The 13,778-nt window shown below is 62.5% G+C and carries 13 protein-coding genes; 1 reads left to right on the forward strand and 12 read right to left on the reverse strand.

What is annotated here, in order from left to right:
- Positions 1–38 precede the first annotated feature (38 nt).
- The 4 genes from PGH32_RS14665 to PGH32_RS14680 form a co-directional block, all read right to left on the reverse strand.
- Entirely contained in the window at positions 39–1,304 is a 1,266-nt protein-coding gene (locus PGH32_RS14665) for an acid phosphatase (protein WP_337894410.1), read from the reverse strand.
- Between the two features lie 139 nt (positions 1,305–1,443).
- Entirely contained in the window at positions 1,444–3,162 is a 1,719-nt protein-coding gene (locus PGH32_RS14670) for an ABC transporter permease (RefSeq protein ID WP_337894635.1), read from the reverse strand.
- 21 nt (positions 3,163–3,183) lie between these two features.
- Entirely contained in the window at positions 3,184–4,158 is a 975-nt protein-coding gene (locus tag PGH32_RS14675) for an ABC transporter substrate-binding protein (protein WP_314417996.1), read from the reverse strand.
- Positions 4,159–4,188: 30 nt separating this feature from the next.
- Positions 4,189–5,256, reverse strand: coding sequence for an ABC transporter ATP-binding protein (locus tag PGH32_RS14680; RefSeq protein WP_337894411.1), 1,068 nt, complete (start codon positions 5,254–5,256; stop codon positions 4,189–4,191).
- A gap of 235 nt (positions 5,257–5,491) precedes the next feature.
- Here PGH32_RS14680 and PGH32_RS14685 point away from each other — a divergent pair, with 235 nt between their 5' ends.
- Positions 5,492–6,418: a LysR family transcriptional regulator gene (locus PGH32_RS14685; protein WP_314417991.1), complete on the forward strand. Its 927-nt coding sequence runs from the start codon at positions 5,492–5,494 to the stop codon at positions 6,416–6,418.
- Between the two features lie 65 nt (positions 6,419–6,483).
- Here PGH32_RS14685 and mdcH read toward each other — a convergent pair whose 3' ends face one another.
- From mdcH to mdcA, 8 genes are all read right to left on the reverse strand, one after another.
- The gene (gene mdcH / locus PGH32_RS14690) at positions 6,484–7,392 is read right to left on the reverse strand and encodes a malonate decarboxylase subunit epsilon (protein ID WP_337894412.1); all 909 of its coding nucleotides are present in this window, start codon (positions 7,390–7,392) and stop codon (positions 6,484–6,486) included.
- On the reverse strand, positions 7,389–7,994 hold the full coding sequence (locus PGH32_RS14695; protein ID WP_337894413.1) for a malonate decarboxylase holo-ACP synthase: 606 nt from the start codon (positions 7,992–7,994) through the stop codon (positions 7,389–7,391). Before PGH32_RS14695 ends, mdcH begins: the two co-directional genes overlap by 4 nt.
- Position 7,995: 1 nt before the next feature.
- Positions 7,996–8,955 (reverse strand): AEC family transporter, encoded by a 960-nt coding sequence (locus tag PGH32_RS14700; RefSeq protein WP_314417984.1) that lies wholly within the window; start codon positions 8,953–8,955, stop codon positions 7,996–7,998.
- A 131-nt stretch (positions 8,956–9,086) separates the two neighbouring features.
- Positions 9,087–9,887 carry a biotin-independent malonate decarboxylase subunit gamma gene (gene mdcE, locus PGH32_RS14705; protein ID WP_314417982.1) on the reverse strand — a complete coding sequence of 267 codons (801 nt, stop codon included), beginning with the start codon at positions 9,885–9,887 and terminating at the stop codon, positions 9,087–9,089.
- A complete protein-coding gene (locus PGH32_RS14710; protein WP_314417979.1) occupies positions 9,884–10,720 on the reverse strand; it encodes a biotin-independent malonate decarboxylase subunit beta in 837 nt (278 codons plus the stop codon). The genes mdcE and PGH32_RS14710 overlap by 4 nt, the downstream gene beginning before the upstream one ends.
- Positions 10,713–11,012: a malonate decarboxylase acyl carrier protein gene (mdcC, locus tag PGH32_RS14715; RefSeq protein ID WP_314417976.1), complete on the reverse strand. Its 300-nt coding sequence runs from the start codon at positions 11,010–11,012 to the stop codon at positions 10,713–10,715. Before mdcC ends, PGH32_RS14710 begins: the two co-directional genes overlap by 8 nt.
- Before the next feature lie 100 nt (positions 11,013–11,112).
- The gene (locus tag PGH32_RS14720; protein ID WP_314417974.1) at positions 11,113–11,967 is read right to left on the reverse strand and encodes a triphosphoribosyl-dephospho-CoA synthase; all 855 of its coding nucleotides are present in this window, start codon (positions 11,965–11,967) and stop codon (positions 11,113–11,115) included.
- Positions 11,967–13,619, reverse strand: a complete 1,653-nt coding sequence (mdcA, locus tag PGH32_RS14725) for a malonate decarboxylase subunit alpha (protein WP_314417972.1) — start codon at positions 13,617–13,619, stop codon at positions 11,967–11,969. Before mdcA ends, PGH32_RS14720 begins: the two co-directional genes overlap by 1 nt.
- Positions 13,620–13,778: the final 159 nt, after the last annotated feature.

Raw genomic sequence — 13,778 nt, forward strand, 5'->3', positions numbered from 1 at the left:
AAAACATCAGGTTAATTCGCGTCCGGCGATCGGCGCATTCAACGCCCGGCCGACTTCACCGCATCGTGCAGGTTCAGGCGCTGCCAGAAGCTCTGCGACGCATCGCCGGAGAGCGGATAACCGTTCGCCAGCGCGGTGCGCACCATCAGCTGACGGCGCTGGGCGGCACTGAGGTTCGGCAATGGCGCTTCCAGCAGCACTTCGGCCCCTTCCGGCACCACCAGCGGCGCGGCTTTTACCTTCGCGGCGGGCAGGTTGTAGGTCATGGTAAAGCGATAGAAGGTCTGCATCGCCGGAGCGGCATACGGATCGTCCTGCGCGGGCACTTTCGCACAGTCGCGCAGCGACATGCCGCACTCTTTCTCCAGCGCGCTGCGCAGCTGCTGTTTCGCCGCATCGAACAGCTCACGGTAGCGCGGGTCGTTGAGGTAGTGCGCCACGTTGCGCTCGGCCACCATTCTGGAACCCATCACATCCAGCGGATAGTGCACCCCGAGCACGATGCGGGAATAGCCGTAGCGCGCGCCGCGATCGATCAGCGGCACGTAGCGCTCAGGCAGCATCTGCGCCATCAGCAGCGCGTCGGTGTAGCCGGTATTGGTGTGGCCGCTCGGGAACGAACCGCCGTCGGCGGTGTAGGGATGATTATCTTTCGCCACCGCGCTGTCCGGCACCAGGTGAATGGTGTTGCCGGGGATCAGGAACGGGCGCTTGTAGTCAAAGTGCTTTTTCGCTTCGCCGGTGCTGACTTCGCTGGCCTTGAGCAGCGCCGCCGCCTTGCCCAGTTCGCCTTTATCATAGGCGCGGATAAACGCCTCACCCAGCTTCGGCCCCAGCGCATCGGCAAGGAAGTACAGGTAGTTCTGCCCTTCAGCATCGACCAGCGCCTGGCGGCGTGCGCCGTCGGTGGCGTTCAGGTTGATGTTTTCTACCGTGGCCAGGTTCTGCGCCAGCGTCGCCTGCGGTAGCTTACTGAAGGCGCTCAGCAGTTCAATCCCCGCCTGTTGATTGGCCTTTTTACCGAAGTCATAGCCGCTGGCCTGTAGCCAGGCTTTGTCGACCTGCTTACCGCCCTGTTTTGCCGTTTCCAGCTGGCTGCGCGCCAGCGTGCTGCTGTCACCTTTGATGCTGTTAATCAGCGCGGTCTGCACCGAAGCTTCCAGCGCGACCACCGCCGGGCTGCTGCTGGCTGGCGTGGTGGTGTTGGCGATGGCCGCGATCTGCGGCAGTTCTGCAGTGGTTTTAGCCTGTGCCAGTGGGCCAGTCAGTAGCGAAACGGCAAGAAGCGTAAGACGAAAGCGCATAAATCATCCTCATTATTATCACGTTAACCCTGTCGCCCGCAGACTAGCCCCGCTCTATGGCACTTTTATTGCAAAACATATTCCGATACAGATTCCCGCGTCCTGTCATAAAACACGGTGAAAAATGGCCGCGTTTTCCTCAAACCTGCCACGGCAGCACGCCTTTATGGCGGCGCGCGCACCAGGACGCCAGCAGCATCAGGGCCACCACCACCAGAATCATCAGGCAGCCCACCGCCGCCGCCAATGTTGACGACCCGCCTTCATCGAGGAAGACGATGGTCGGCCCCAGCGTCTGGGTTGAGGAGGTCACCAGCAGGATCGACACCTGGATTTCGTTCAGCGCGGTGAGAAACACCAGGATTGCCCCGGCGATGGCCGAGGGCGCAACCAGCGGCAGCAGAATGTCACGCATGCGCCGCAGGAAGCCCGCGCCGGCCAGCTGCGCCGCCTCATCGAGCGAGCGCTCAACGCGGGCAAATCCCGCCAGCGTCGGGCGCAGCACCAGCGCGAGGAAGTTGGAGAGATAGGCGGCGAGAATAATCCACACCGTGCCGTACAGGCTGACGTTAACCAGCGGCAGCGGCCGCAGGAAAAACAGCAGCGCGGCAATGCCGGTCACCACGCCCGGCAGCGCATAGGCCAGCTCGCTGGAAAGATGCAGCACACGTACCAGGCGGCTGCGCCGCCAGCTGAGGTAGCAGGCCATAAACAGCGCCATCAGCGTCAGGATCGCCGCCGCAATCGCCGTCAGCCACAGACTGGTGAAGAAGGCATGGCGCACCGCCGGATAGTCAAACAGCGCGTTGCGGTAGTTAATCAACGTCAGCGTCTGCGCATTCAGCGCCTGGCCAAACCCCTGGGTCAGCGAGGTGCTCAGCAGCGCCGACAGCGGCAGCAGCAGGATCAGCGCCATCAGCAGCCAAGCGGTGGCTTCCACCGGCAGACGCCAGCGCCCGAGTGGCTGCGTCAGCGCCTGCGCCGTCCCGCTCACCCGTACATCGCGCCGGCCGCCCAGCAGGCTGCTGATCAGCATTCCGGCCAGGGTAATCGCCGCCAGCAGCAGCGACAGCACCGCCATATCCGGCAGGGCGCCCGGCCCGCTGCTGTTGAGCTGTTGGTAGATCAGGGTGATCAGCGTCGGCACCCGCGCCGGAATGCCCAGCATGGCCTGGATGCCAAAGTTACCGGCGGCGGCCACGAAGGAGAGCGCGGCTCCGGCGAAAATCGCCGGGCGCGCCAGCGGCAGGATAACCGTGAACAGCACCCGCAGCGGCGAAGCGCCGGCAATACGCGCCGCTTCCACCAGATCGGACGGCAGCCTCTGTAATCCGGCCCGCACGGCCAGAAACACCAGCGGGGCATTGTGCAGCCCAAGCAACAGAATAATGCCGCTCATGGAATAGAGCGGTGGCCGGCCGGCGACGGGCGACAGGCCCAGCCCGGACAGCAGCGTCATTAGCAGACTGGAGGGCGACATCGCCTGGACCCAGGCCAGCGCGGTCACCTGCGGCGGGATCATCAGCGGCAGGATAAAGGCAAAGACCCACGCCGCTTTGGCGCGGATGTTGCTCAGCGCCACCAGCCACGCCGCCAGAGTTCCCAGCAGCAGAGAAAGCGCGGTGGCACCCAGCGCAATAAACAGCGTATTGCCGGTAGCACGCAGCACCCGGTGCGTATTTAACAGCCGCAGCAGGCGCTCGCTGTCGGGTACGCCCTGCGGCGCAATCGCCGCCCAGATCAGCCGAGCCAGTGGCGCAATCGACAGCAGGCCGATCGTTATCGCCAGCAGCCAGAGGATCCACCGTTCACTGCCCGGCCAGCGGATAGCTCGGGGGTGACGGGCGCTACGCATCATACCGGGCAATACGCTCATCGGTTAACCGCCAAAGATTTCAGTGAATTTCTCACGCACCTGCGTATCGTCATTAACCGCTTTATCGCTGTCCAGCGTCAGCAGTTTGATTGAGTCGATCGGCGCAAAGCCGTCCGGCGCCGCCACGCGTTTATCGATCGGCCGGTTGCCCTGCTGCGCCACCAGCTGCTGGCCTTTTTCCGACAGCATAAAATCAACGAAGGCTTTCGCCGCAGGGACATTATGCGCACCGGCGAGGATCGCCACCGGTTCGGTCACAAAGGAAGCGCCTTCCTGCGGATACACCAGATCGACCGGCGAGCCCTGTTTTTTCGCGCGGATCAGGTCAGCATCGGTGATGATCCCGTATTTGGCGACGCCGCTGGCGACGGCCTTCAGCGCCGGCCCGTTACCGCCTTCCGGCGTAATGCCGTTGGCCGCCAGCTTTTTATAGAAATCCCAGCCGATTGTTGGCGTATTGATGGCGGTGTGCAGATGGTAGAGCGCCGCGCCGGAATAGAGCGGGCTGGGCACCGCCACCTGGCCGCGATTGCCGGCCTCGGTCAGCGCCATCCAGCTGTTAACCGGTTTGGCGTTCTGGGTGTTGTAGCCAATCACCGTGGCGATGATTTTGGTACCGAACCAGGTCTTATCCTTGTCGTAGAAATCCGGGCTGATATGGCTGACCGGCGCATCCGCGTAAGCCATCAGCTTGCCCTCTTTCTTCAGCGCGCCCAGGTTGATGGAGTCCGCCACCAGCAGCACGTCGGCTTTCACGTCGCCGCTCATCATTTCGGTGCGCAGCACGTTCATCAGCTGGGTGGTGCCGTTGCGGGTCCAGCTAACCTCAATTCCGGGGTTGGCCGCTTTAAAAGCTTCGATGGTTTGCTGAGCGATCTCCGGTGCCTGCGAGGTATACACCACCAACTTGCCGTCAGCCGCCTGGGCTGACAGAGAGGTGAACGCCAGCAGTCCCAGAATTTTTACCGTGCTACGCATCTGTAGTCCTTAATGAATTGAAAAAAGAGGTTATTGCGGGATCACCCAGCCGTCGGTGGCGGCCAGTCTGATACGATCGCCCACGCGCAGCGGCGCGCCATCGGCCTGCATCAGCGTCAGGCGGCACTGTGCGTCGCCGAGCGGTTCGATCTCCAACTGGCTGTAGCCGCCGCGATACACCACCCGCCGGAGAAGGCCGTCAAAGCCGGGCGCATCGTTCGCCACCCTTTGCAGATCGCCCGCGTGCAGGCAAATTTTTCCTTTGGGAAGGACCGCCTGAGTGGGGCTGGCGCGCAGCTTCACCCGCAGCCCAAACAGCGTGACCCAGGCAAAGCCCTGACCGTCGGGTTCGATATCGCCAACCGTGACCACCCGGCCATCGTCAATAAAGCGCGCCACCATTTCGCAGGCGGGCTGGCGGTAAAGTTCCTGCGGGCTGGCGAACTGCATCACCTGCCCCGCCTGCATCACCACGATGCGGTCGGCTAACGCCATCGCTTCATGCTGATCGTGGGTAATGTAGAGCAGCGTGGCGCCGGCATGATGGTGAAAACGGGTAAACTCCTCTTCCATCGCGGCGCGCAGATGCACGTCAAGGTTGGCCAGCGGTTCATCCAGCAGCACCAGCTGCGGGCGCGTGACCAGGCAGCGCGCCAGCGCCACGCGCTGCCGCTGTCCGCCGGAAAGGTCCGCCGGGCGGCGTTCGTCCATGCCGTCCAGACCGACCAGCTCCAGCGCGGCATCCACCCGGATGCGCCGGTTGGCGCGATCCATCCCCTTCACCTTCAGGCTGTATTCGATGTTTTCCGCCACCGACATATGTGGCCAGAGGGCGTAGTTCTGGAACACCACGCTCAGCTCGCGCTGCTCCGGGGGCAGATGCTGGCCCGGCGCGCTGTAGCAGCGTTCGCCGACGGTGATGCTGCCGGAATCCGGGGTTTCAAACCCGGCAATCGTGCGCAGCAGGGTGGTTTTTCCGCAGCCGGAAGGCCCAAGGACGGCGATAAATTCTCCGTGCTCAATCCGCAGCGAAACATTGCGCAGCACCGGCTGCTGGCCAAAGGATTTACACAGATTCTCGATCAGGATCGCAGACATCAGGCACTCGGACTCCGTTCAATTAAAGCAACGGCTTAGAACATACTGAGCAAAGATGACAGCGCGGTGACAGCCGACGGAATGAAAGGCGCGCCGTGCGCCGTCGCCGGCGAGGGCGGCGGGAAGATAAATTGTGCCAATCAGAGAGCGTCGCATCAAAGCGTAAAAGCCCGTGTGTATCTTGCGCATAGACTCGTTAAACTCATCACATGGCGACTAACGCAAGCAGATCACAATGAGCATCGATTCGGATATCACCGTTCGTAAACTGGAAATTTTTATCGCTTTTATGACCCGCGGTAATCTTGCGCGCACGGCTGAGGCGCTGGGGATCAGCAGCGTCAGCGTGCACCGCGCGCTGCACAGTCTGGAAGAAAGCCTGCGCTGTCCGCTGTTTATTCATCAGGGACGTAATCTGGTGCCGATGCCTGCCGCGCATACCCTGTGGGAATACAGTCAGGATGCGCTGGATCTGCTGTCACGCGGCGTGGAAGAAGCTCGCAAAACCGCGGGGATGAGCCAGGGCCGTCTGCGGCTGGGCACGCTCTATTCGCTCACGCTGGAGACGATCCCACAGCTGATCATGGGCATGAAGCTGCGCCGGCCCGACCTGGAGCTGGAGCTGACGATGGGCTCCAATAAAATGCTGCTGAGCCGCCTGGAGGAAGGATCGCTGGATGCCGTTCTGATCGCCACCTCCTGTGAGCACATTAACCACAGCCATCTGGAAACGCTGCCGCTTTTCGAGGACGATATTTTTCTGGCCGCCCCGGCCGCGTCCGGGCTGGACGTCAGCCAGGAGGCCGATCTGCGCGACTACCGGCTGGAGAAATTTGTTTCTCTTGATGAAGGGTTTGCCACCTGGCAGGGCTTTCGCGAAGCGTTCGCCATTGCCGGCTACGAGCCGGAGATTGTCACCCGGGTTAACGATATCTTTTCGATGCTGAGCCTGGTGCAGGCGGGCGTGGGGTTTACCCTGCTGCCGGGCCGCATGAAGCGGGTATACGAGAATTCGGTGCAGCTACTCAGGCTGGCGCAGCCGTACCAGATGCGCCAGAACATCGCCATCGTCTTTGAGCGCAACCGTGAGCACGACCCCAATCTGCTGGCGCTGGTGGCAGAAGGCAGGATGTACAGCCGCCAGCGCGGCGCTCACTCCTGATCCTCAGCGCAGGTCGGCCTGCTCGGCCCACATTCCTGGCTCTCTGCGCCACGTGCCCGGTCATCTCAGCCCGCGTTCCTGGCTCTCTGCGCCAGGCGGGATGCCAGCGCTGGCCCACTCTGCTCCAGCGAGATCGCTTCGCCACCGCGGCTGAACGACTGCCGCGCCAGGGCCGTCAGCACCGAGCCGGGGGGCATCTCAACGGCCAGCCCCACCTCACGCTCTTCCGCCGCCACCATCGCATCATACCAGTTAACCCTGCGGGCCATATTCCAGGCCAGATCGTTGGCAATCTGCTCCGGCTGCCACAGCACCCGGGCGCTGCTGCCGCTGAGATACGCACAGCGTGGACGCTGCAGCGTGACCTGCTGAAAGGCCTGCGCCAGCACCTGCGCGGGCTTCGCCAGCAGCTCACAGTGCGAAGGCACGCTCACCGCCAGCCGACAGGCGCGCTGGGCACCGCGAGACTTCGCCTCGGCCCCTACCCGCGCCATGGCCGCATCCGATCCGGCGATAACCATCTGGTGCGGGCTGTTCACATTGGCCAGCCAGCAGTCGTCGCCCAGCAGCGGCAGCAGCTCCGACTGCGGAAATCCAACAATCGCCGTTAATCCATAGCCCTGCGGCCAGGCATTTTCCATCAGCGTCCCGCGCTGAGAAACCAGCCGCAGCGCGTCGCTGAATGGCAGCGCACCGGCGATCACCGCCGCCGGATACGCGCCGATCGAGAGTCCGGCGGTAATATCGGCGACGGTGCCCTGCCGTTCCAGCGCGCGGGCGTGGGCAACCCCGCTAATCAAAATACACAGCTGCACCGCGCGGGTGTGCCGTAACGCACCGGCGCCGTCCAGCAAACGAACATCTTCATTCAGTACCTCGCTGGCTTCATCCAGCAGCACATCGCCATCAGGTAACTGTTGCAGCATGCCGGGGCGCTGTGCGCCCTGGCCTGGGAAAGTAAACAGGACTTTCATTCTGTGCTCCAGGGCCGATCGGTCAGGCACGGGCCATGCGGCGTTTTCAGCAGCACCCGTCCCTCCCGCAGCCATTCGTTTAACGCAAATCCCCCACGCGGCGTGCCAATCTGGGTATCCACCCGACAGGGTAGCTGGCTGACAAACGTCTGCCAGCGCGACAGCTCGGCGCGATCCAACGGCTGTTCGCTGCGGATCAGCAGGTCAAGATCGCTGCTGGCGCGCAGCACCGGCACTTCGGTCGCCAGCGCGTAGCCCACGCTGCCGGTAATCCCCCAGCGCCACGTCCACGCCTGCTGGGCCAGCTGAAGCGCGGCCTGCAGCGGCGGCTGGGAAATATACGGCGACGCCAGCAGCCGTGCGGGATCGCTCAGCATTTCCGGCGACAGAATACGTCGGATATGCCGGGGGTCGACCCAGCCTGCGGCGCGCAGATCGCGCCGCAGTCCCCGCACGCCAACCGGCACGCGTCCGCCTTCATCGTAGTCCCGACGGACCACCAGCGGCAGCGCAGACCGCCACTGGCTGGCCACCCATTCCGGCAGGTCACCCTGCAGTGCGGTGCGGTCGGAAACCCAAATCAGATCGTGTGGTGAACTCATTTCACATCCCGGAAGTCAGCGTGATAAATAACGGCAGGCTAAGGATACACAACAGTGAGGTGATCAGCAGCACGGCCTCGGCATCCGGTGACTGCACGCCAAAGCGGTTGCCGAATACCACCCCGAAAAAGCCTGCCGACAGGGCGATCATCAGGATCGCCGTGATCGCCACCTGGCCATGCAGGCCCAGCGCCAGCACCACGCCCCAGGCGATCAGCGGCTGGATCAGCAGTTTGGTAATACTGCCGAGGATCACTGCACCGTTGATACTCAACCTGCGGGCAGAGAGGATAACCCCGGTCAGGAACAGCGCGGCGGCGGTGGCGGCCAGGCCAAGCGGTTTAATCGCGGCCAGGACAATTTCCGGCATGCCGATCCCCAACCCGGAAAGCACCACGCCCAGCAGCGGACCCCAGACGATGGGTTTAGTCACCGAACGCCACATCAGGATCGGCAGCATGCCAATGCCGGACTGCTGGCTGTTACCCGCCGCCAGCGCTTTTTCACGCTCAAGGATCAGCAGGCAGAACGGCGTCAGCAGCACCGAACCGCAGGCGATGGAGACGGCAACGGAGAGTGACGTCAACGGCCCTTCGCCCAGTACGCTGCCGAGAATAGGCAGTCCCAGCGCCGCGTAGTTCGGCAGCGAGACGGTCAGCGTCAGTACGGCGGCATCCTGCGGTGACTTATGGAATAACCGCGTGGCGGTAAAATAGATGGCGAACCAGCCTACCCACATCGACACGACCAGCACCACGATCAGCGGCGACTGCTGGACAATCCCCAGCCAGGGGGTTTTTACCGTTGCGCTGAACAGCGCGGCGGGCAGAGCAAAATCCATCACAAATACATTCAGCAGAGCAACGTTTTTGTTGTCTACCATCTTCGCTTTCCCGGCGTAAAAACCGAGCAGCATAATCACAAAAATAGGGGCTAGCGCATGAATAATTATATAAGTCATAACATCACCTGGTCGTCAGATTGAGCACCGGTGCGATGATTATTATTTTATTTTTCAGGCCATTGCTGCGGGGGACGGATTCCGTTTGCCCCCCGCAGATAACCCGGCAGGTTTGTCTTAACTAATCGGTATTACCAGGCCGCTCGCATCCGTTCGCGAACCCGTTTAGAACTGCTGCGGTTCTCTGCCTGCAGGCGGCACTGCAGTCCGGGATCGCGGCGGGCAGCGGCCACGGCGGCGGCCAGTGCCTGTTGGACCTGGGCCATATCGCCCTCGTCCGGCGCGTCCGGCTTGCTGATATCCAGCAGCGACTCCAGCAGGCCCAGAGTCTGATAGTGACCGATGTCATAGGCCATCGGCGGGATGGTTTCCGCCAGTTTTTCCAGCGCTTCGACGCTGCGCAGAGTGATGCGCGCCGCCGCCGCTTTCCCCATGGCGTGGATCATTACGCCGCCGTCATCAAAGGCGATCAGCCGGTTGGCCTGGTAGCCGTGGGCCAGAAACGCCCCCGACATCGCCTTGCCAACGATCAGACCAATCACCACATGGCCCGCCAGCCGTGCGCTGGCGTAGGCGCCGGCCGCGGCGGCCAGCGACTGGTGAATGCCAAAGGCTTCTTCACGGCGGCCATAGGCCTGGCTGGGCACGTCAATCACCGCCACGATAATGCGCTTCTGGGCTTTCCCGGCATCTTCCGCCACGGTTTCACTGACCACTTTCGCCAGCGTCCAGCCTTCAAGCAGCCCGACTTCGCCGCCGGCGGCACGCGGATAGTGATTTTTTTCATCCGGCACTACGGCGATAAAGCGGGCGGCCTCGCCGTGGACTTCACCGTCGGCGACCTGAACGGACGGGCAAAGTCCGGGCAGGCGGCGCGCACCCGCCGTCAGTTTTTGCAGCCAGATTTCACCGCGTCCTGTTTGCTGTTTCATGACCGATCCTCCCTGCTGAAAATCCGTGTAATCTGCTGCGGGTCCGCCTGCTGGCGGGTATCAAACTTCGTCAGCCGCGGCAGATAGTTTTGGTAATTTTCGGAGCGATGCACCGCCGGTACGCCTTTCGCCAGCGCAGCAAGCATGGCCTGTTTCACCGCCTTCTGGCCGTCGCCGACCAGCGCATCCACCAGCCCGCTGGCCGCGCGGGTTTCGCCGCCGGTCATGCTCCAGATAAACGGACGATCGCGGGAGTCATATTCATCAATGCCCGCCTCCTGCTCGATAACCTGCGGGCCGTTCAGCCCCAGTCGCGCTTCACGGGTGACGATCAGATAGCTGCACAGTCCGGCGGCAATCGACATACCGCCGAAGCAGCCAACCGTACCGGCAATAATGCCTACCACCGGGGTATAACGACGCAGATCGACGATGGCCGCGTGAATATCGGCAATGGCCGCCAGGCCGAGATTGGCTTCCTGCAGCCTGACGCCGCCGGTTTCCAGGCACAGCACCGCGCGGGTCGGAATGCCGTTGCGGTTATCTTCCGCCGCCAGTTCCAGCGCCGCCGCCATTTTGGCCCCCGACACTTCCCCCATGCTGCCGCCCTGGAACGCCCCTTCAATGGCAATCACTACCGCGGGCTGCCCGTCGATGGTGCCCTTCGCCACCACCATGCCGTCGTCGGCCTGCGGGACGATCCCCTGCATTGCCAGCCACGGTGAGACGATCCCCTCAAAGGGATCTAACAGTTCGCGATAGCTGCCCTGATCCAGCAGCAGCCGCGCGCGCTGACGCGCATTCAGTTCAATAAAGCTGAGATCGTTACGCATCGGCTACCTCCTCAAATACCTGCTCAATGCGGATCCTCGCCACGCCGGGCGTGGCACCGAAGTCGTGGATGGTCATCTGACCGGCGGGCAGATCCCCGAAGGTGCCCAACCGTTCAAACAGCGCCGTCCAGCGCTTGTTGCTGTTATCCACGGAGGTGACGATTTCAACGTTCAGGGTGTCGCTGCCGTTGGCGACAAACAGCACTTCCATGTCGCCTGAGCCTACAACGCCCGCCAGCGCTCTGCCGTTAAGGCGTCGCGAGGCTGGAAAATAAAGGCTTATCTGTTGCATAAGATCCTCTTTAAATAAAAATCCTTGTTTCGGAATGTCAGGCATTCACGCTGACGGATGGGTCTCACCGCCCCGAAGGGGGGGAATGCATCACGTCGCGCTATGCCGGGCAGATACGGTCAAGAAACAGCGCAGCGGAGAGCAGGTCAGCCGCCCCACCCGGTGAGGCGTTTCGCGCCAGCATGTCCGCATCCAGCTGCGCCAGCGCACGCTGCCCCGCAGGCTGGCTGACGCCGCCCGCGTCCAGCACCGCCCTGGCCCCCTGTTGCATCGCCTCAAGCCCTTCCATGCCCGCCCGCGACAGCACGCAGGTATCGCTGAGTGACGTCATCATGATCATCAGCGTATCCAGCCGGGCTTCGCATTCGCTGGCCCCCTGCCGACGGCTGCGGTACAGCTGCGGCAGCGCCAGATTAACCACGTGCGGGAAGCCCTGCTGGGCCTCTTCACGCGCGCCCGGCAGGCGATAGCGCGAGCTGGCACGGTGACCGTTGCTGAACAGTTTCGGTGCCGCGTCATCGGGCAGCCTCGCCAGCGCGGCCGCATCGTCGGCTACCTGCTGCACGCTGCCTTCGCCACCGCGCATCGCGCTGGCCGCGATCAGCAGGCCCAGCGCCCAGATTGCCCCCCGGTGGGTGTTAACCCCGCCGGTGGTCTGCATCATCTGCGCTTCACCTTCGCGACCGAGCCGGCCGACCAGCTGGCGCAGGGCAATATCGACCGGTCGCTGCCAGCACTGCAGCGCCAGCGCGTAGAAGGTCGGCGTCAGGCTGTGGGCGGATCGTTCAAGGAGCGCCAGGGTGAGATCCTGATGCGCCCCACTTCCCCGACGGTCCACCAGGCCGGGCTTGGGCGTCAGGTTCGCCTCCTCCAGCAGGCAGTGGGTCGCCACCACGGCCAGATGTCGCGCATGGCGCTCTGCAACGATCGCGGCGAGCTGCCGCTGCGGGCTCATTACCAGCTCCTGAATTTAGCCGGTGGCTGATACAGCCCGCCGGACCATTCGACGAGGTCCGCGACGCTGCCCGCTGCCAGCAGTGAACGGCTGGCATCGGTACGCCGAATACCGATATCTTCCGGGAACACCACTTTGCCTTCGCGGCGCAGTTGGGCCACGCGCTTCGCATCCACGCCCAGACCCACGTCGGTGATACCGGCAACCGCGGCCACCATCGCGCGGCGCTCTTCCAGCGACTTAGCCCGATAGAGATAGGCAATCCCCTCTTCGGTCAGCACGTGGGTGACGTCATCGCCGTAAATCATTACCGGAGCCAGCGGCATGCCGGCCGTTTTCGCCACGTCTATCGCTTCCAGTTTTTCGACGAAGGTCGGTTTGACGCCCGCCTGGAAGGTTTCCACCATCTGCACCACCAGCTTGCGGCCGCGCGCCAGCGGGTCGGGTTCGTTGATCATCGCCAGCCAGGCCGGGGTGGCGTGACGGCGACCGTGCGGATCGTGGCCCATATTGGGCGCACCGCCAAAGCCGGAAAGACGGCCACGGGTGACGGTAGAGGAGTTCGCCTGACCGTCCACCTGCAGGGTCGAGCCGATAAACATATCCACCGCATACTGCCCGGCCATCTGGCAGAAGGCACGGTTAGAGCGCATTGAGCCGTCGTGTCCGGTGAAGAACACGTCGGGGCGGGCGGCAATGTAGTTTTCCATACCCAGCTCGCCGCCGAAGCAGTGCACGCTTTTCACCCAGCCGCTTTCAATCGCCGGGATGAGTGTCGGATGCGGATTCAGCGCCCAGTGGCGGCAGATTTTGCCCTTGAGGCCGAGTTTTTCACCGTAAGTGGGCAGCAGCAGCTCGATGGCGGCGGTGTTAAAGCCGATACCGTGGTTCAGCGACTGCACCTGGTGTTCGGCGTAGATGCCTTTGATCGCCAGCATCGCCATCAGCACGTGTTCCTGCTTAATCAGGCGCGGGTCACGGGTGAACAGCGGTTCGATAAAGAAGGGCTTGTCGGCCACCACCACGAAATCTATCCAGGAACCGGGAATATCCACGCGCGGCAGGTCGCATTCGTCATCCACCAGCTCGTTAACCTGAGCAATGACGATACCGTTATGGAAGGCCGCCGCTTCGACCAGCGCCGGGGTGTCTTCGGTGCTGGCCCCGGTATAGAGGTTGCCTTTGCGGTCGGCTTTAAATCCGGCGACCAGCGCCACATCGGGAGAGAGGTCGATAAACAGGCGGGCATAAAGTTCGATGTAGGTGTGAATGGCACCGATTTCCAGCAGGCCATCTTCCAGCAGCTGCGAAATACGCAGGCTCTGGGTGCCGGAAAACGAGAAGTCCAGCCTGCGGGCAATGCCCTTTTCAAAGATATCAAGGTGCTCGCTGCGCCCAACGCTGGGCATAATCATATGCAGGTCATGCAGCGTCTGCGGGTTCACCTGCGCCAGCGATCGGGAGAGAAAATCAGCCTGCTTCTGGTTGTTGCCCTCCATCACCACCCGATCGCCGGGGGAGATCAGTTTTTCAAGCATGGCGACGATGTCGTCGGTGGGCAGGACTTTATGCGGAATACCGAGGCTGGCTATACGGCGCTGTTTCTCGCGCCGACGTGTATCCCAGACCTGGGGTGACGGGGTAGATAACATGGTTAACCTCCTGTAAGTGCATCCTCTGAAGATGCTTTCAGTATGGTAGCCAGTCTGTACCGTAATGGATTGGGCATCAATTACGCTTTGTGCCTGATTGTTACTCTGAGAGTAACGATTAAAATAAAGCGCCCGTAGTTCAGAGGATTAGCGCTAACG

Origin of the sequence: Erwinia sp. SLM-02 (assembly GCF_037450285.1) — a bacterium.
Classification (GTDB): Bacteria; Pseudomonadota; Gammaproteobacteria; order Enterobacterales; family Enterobacteriaceae; genus Erwinia.

Bases quoted from the DNA above. Each gene is read 5' to 3' on its own strand.
- PGH32_RS14665 (WP_337894410.1), bottom strand. From the start codon at position 1,304: ATGCGCTTTCGTCTTACGCTTCTTGCCGTTTCGCTACTGACTGGCCCA.
- PGH32_RS14670 (WP_337894635.1), bottom strand. From the start codon at position 3,162: ATGATGCGTAGCGCCCGTCACCCCCGAGCTATCCGCTGGCCGGGCAGT.
- PGH32_RS14675 (WP_314417996.1), bottom strand. From the start codon at position 4,158: ATGCGTAGCACGGTAAAAATTCTGGGACTGCTGGCGTTCACCTCTCTG.
- PGH32_RS14680 (WP_337894411.1), bottom strand. From the start codon at position 5,256: ATGTCTGCGATCCTGATCGAGAATCTGTGTAAATCCTTTGGCCAGCAG.
- PGH32_RS14685 (WP_314417991.1), top strand. From the start codon at position 5,492: ATGAGCATCGATTCGGATATCACCGTTCGTAAACTGGAAATTTTTATC.
- mdcH (WP_337894412.1), bottom strand. From the start codon at position 7,392: ATGAAAGTCCTGTTTACTTTCCCAGGCCAGGGCGCACAGCGCCCCGGC.
- PGH32_RS14695 (WP_337894413.1), bottom strand. From the start codon at position 7,994: ATGAGTTCACCACACGATCTGATTTGGGTTTCCGACCGCACCGCACTG.
- PGH32_RS14700 (WP_314417984.1), bottom strand. From the start codon at position 8,955: ATGACTTATATAATTATTCATGCGCTAGCCCCTATTTTTGTGATTATG.
- mdcE (WP_314417982.1), bottom strand. From the start codon at position 9,887: ATGAAACAGCAAACAGGACGCGGTGAAATCTGGCTGCAAAAACTGACG.
- PGH32_RS14710 (WP_314417979.1), bottom strand. From the start codon at position 10,720: ATGCGTAACGATCTCAGCTTTATTGAACTGAATGCGCGTCAGCGCGCG.
- mdcC (WP_314417976.1), bottom strand. From the start codon at position 11,012: ATGCAACAGATAAGCCTTTATTTTCCAGCCTCGCGACGCCTTAACGGC.
- PGH32_RS14720 (WP_314417974.1), bottom strand. From the start codon at position 11,967: ATGAGCCCGCAGCGGCAGCTCGCCGCGATCGTTGCAGAGCGCCATGCG.
- mdcA (WP_314417972.1), bottom strand. From the start codon at position 13,619: ATGTTATCTACCCCGTCACCCCAGGTCTGGGATACACGTCGGCGCGAG.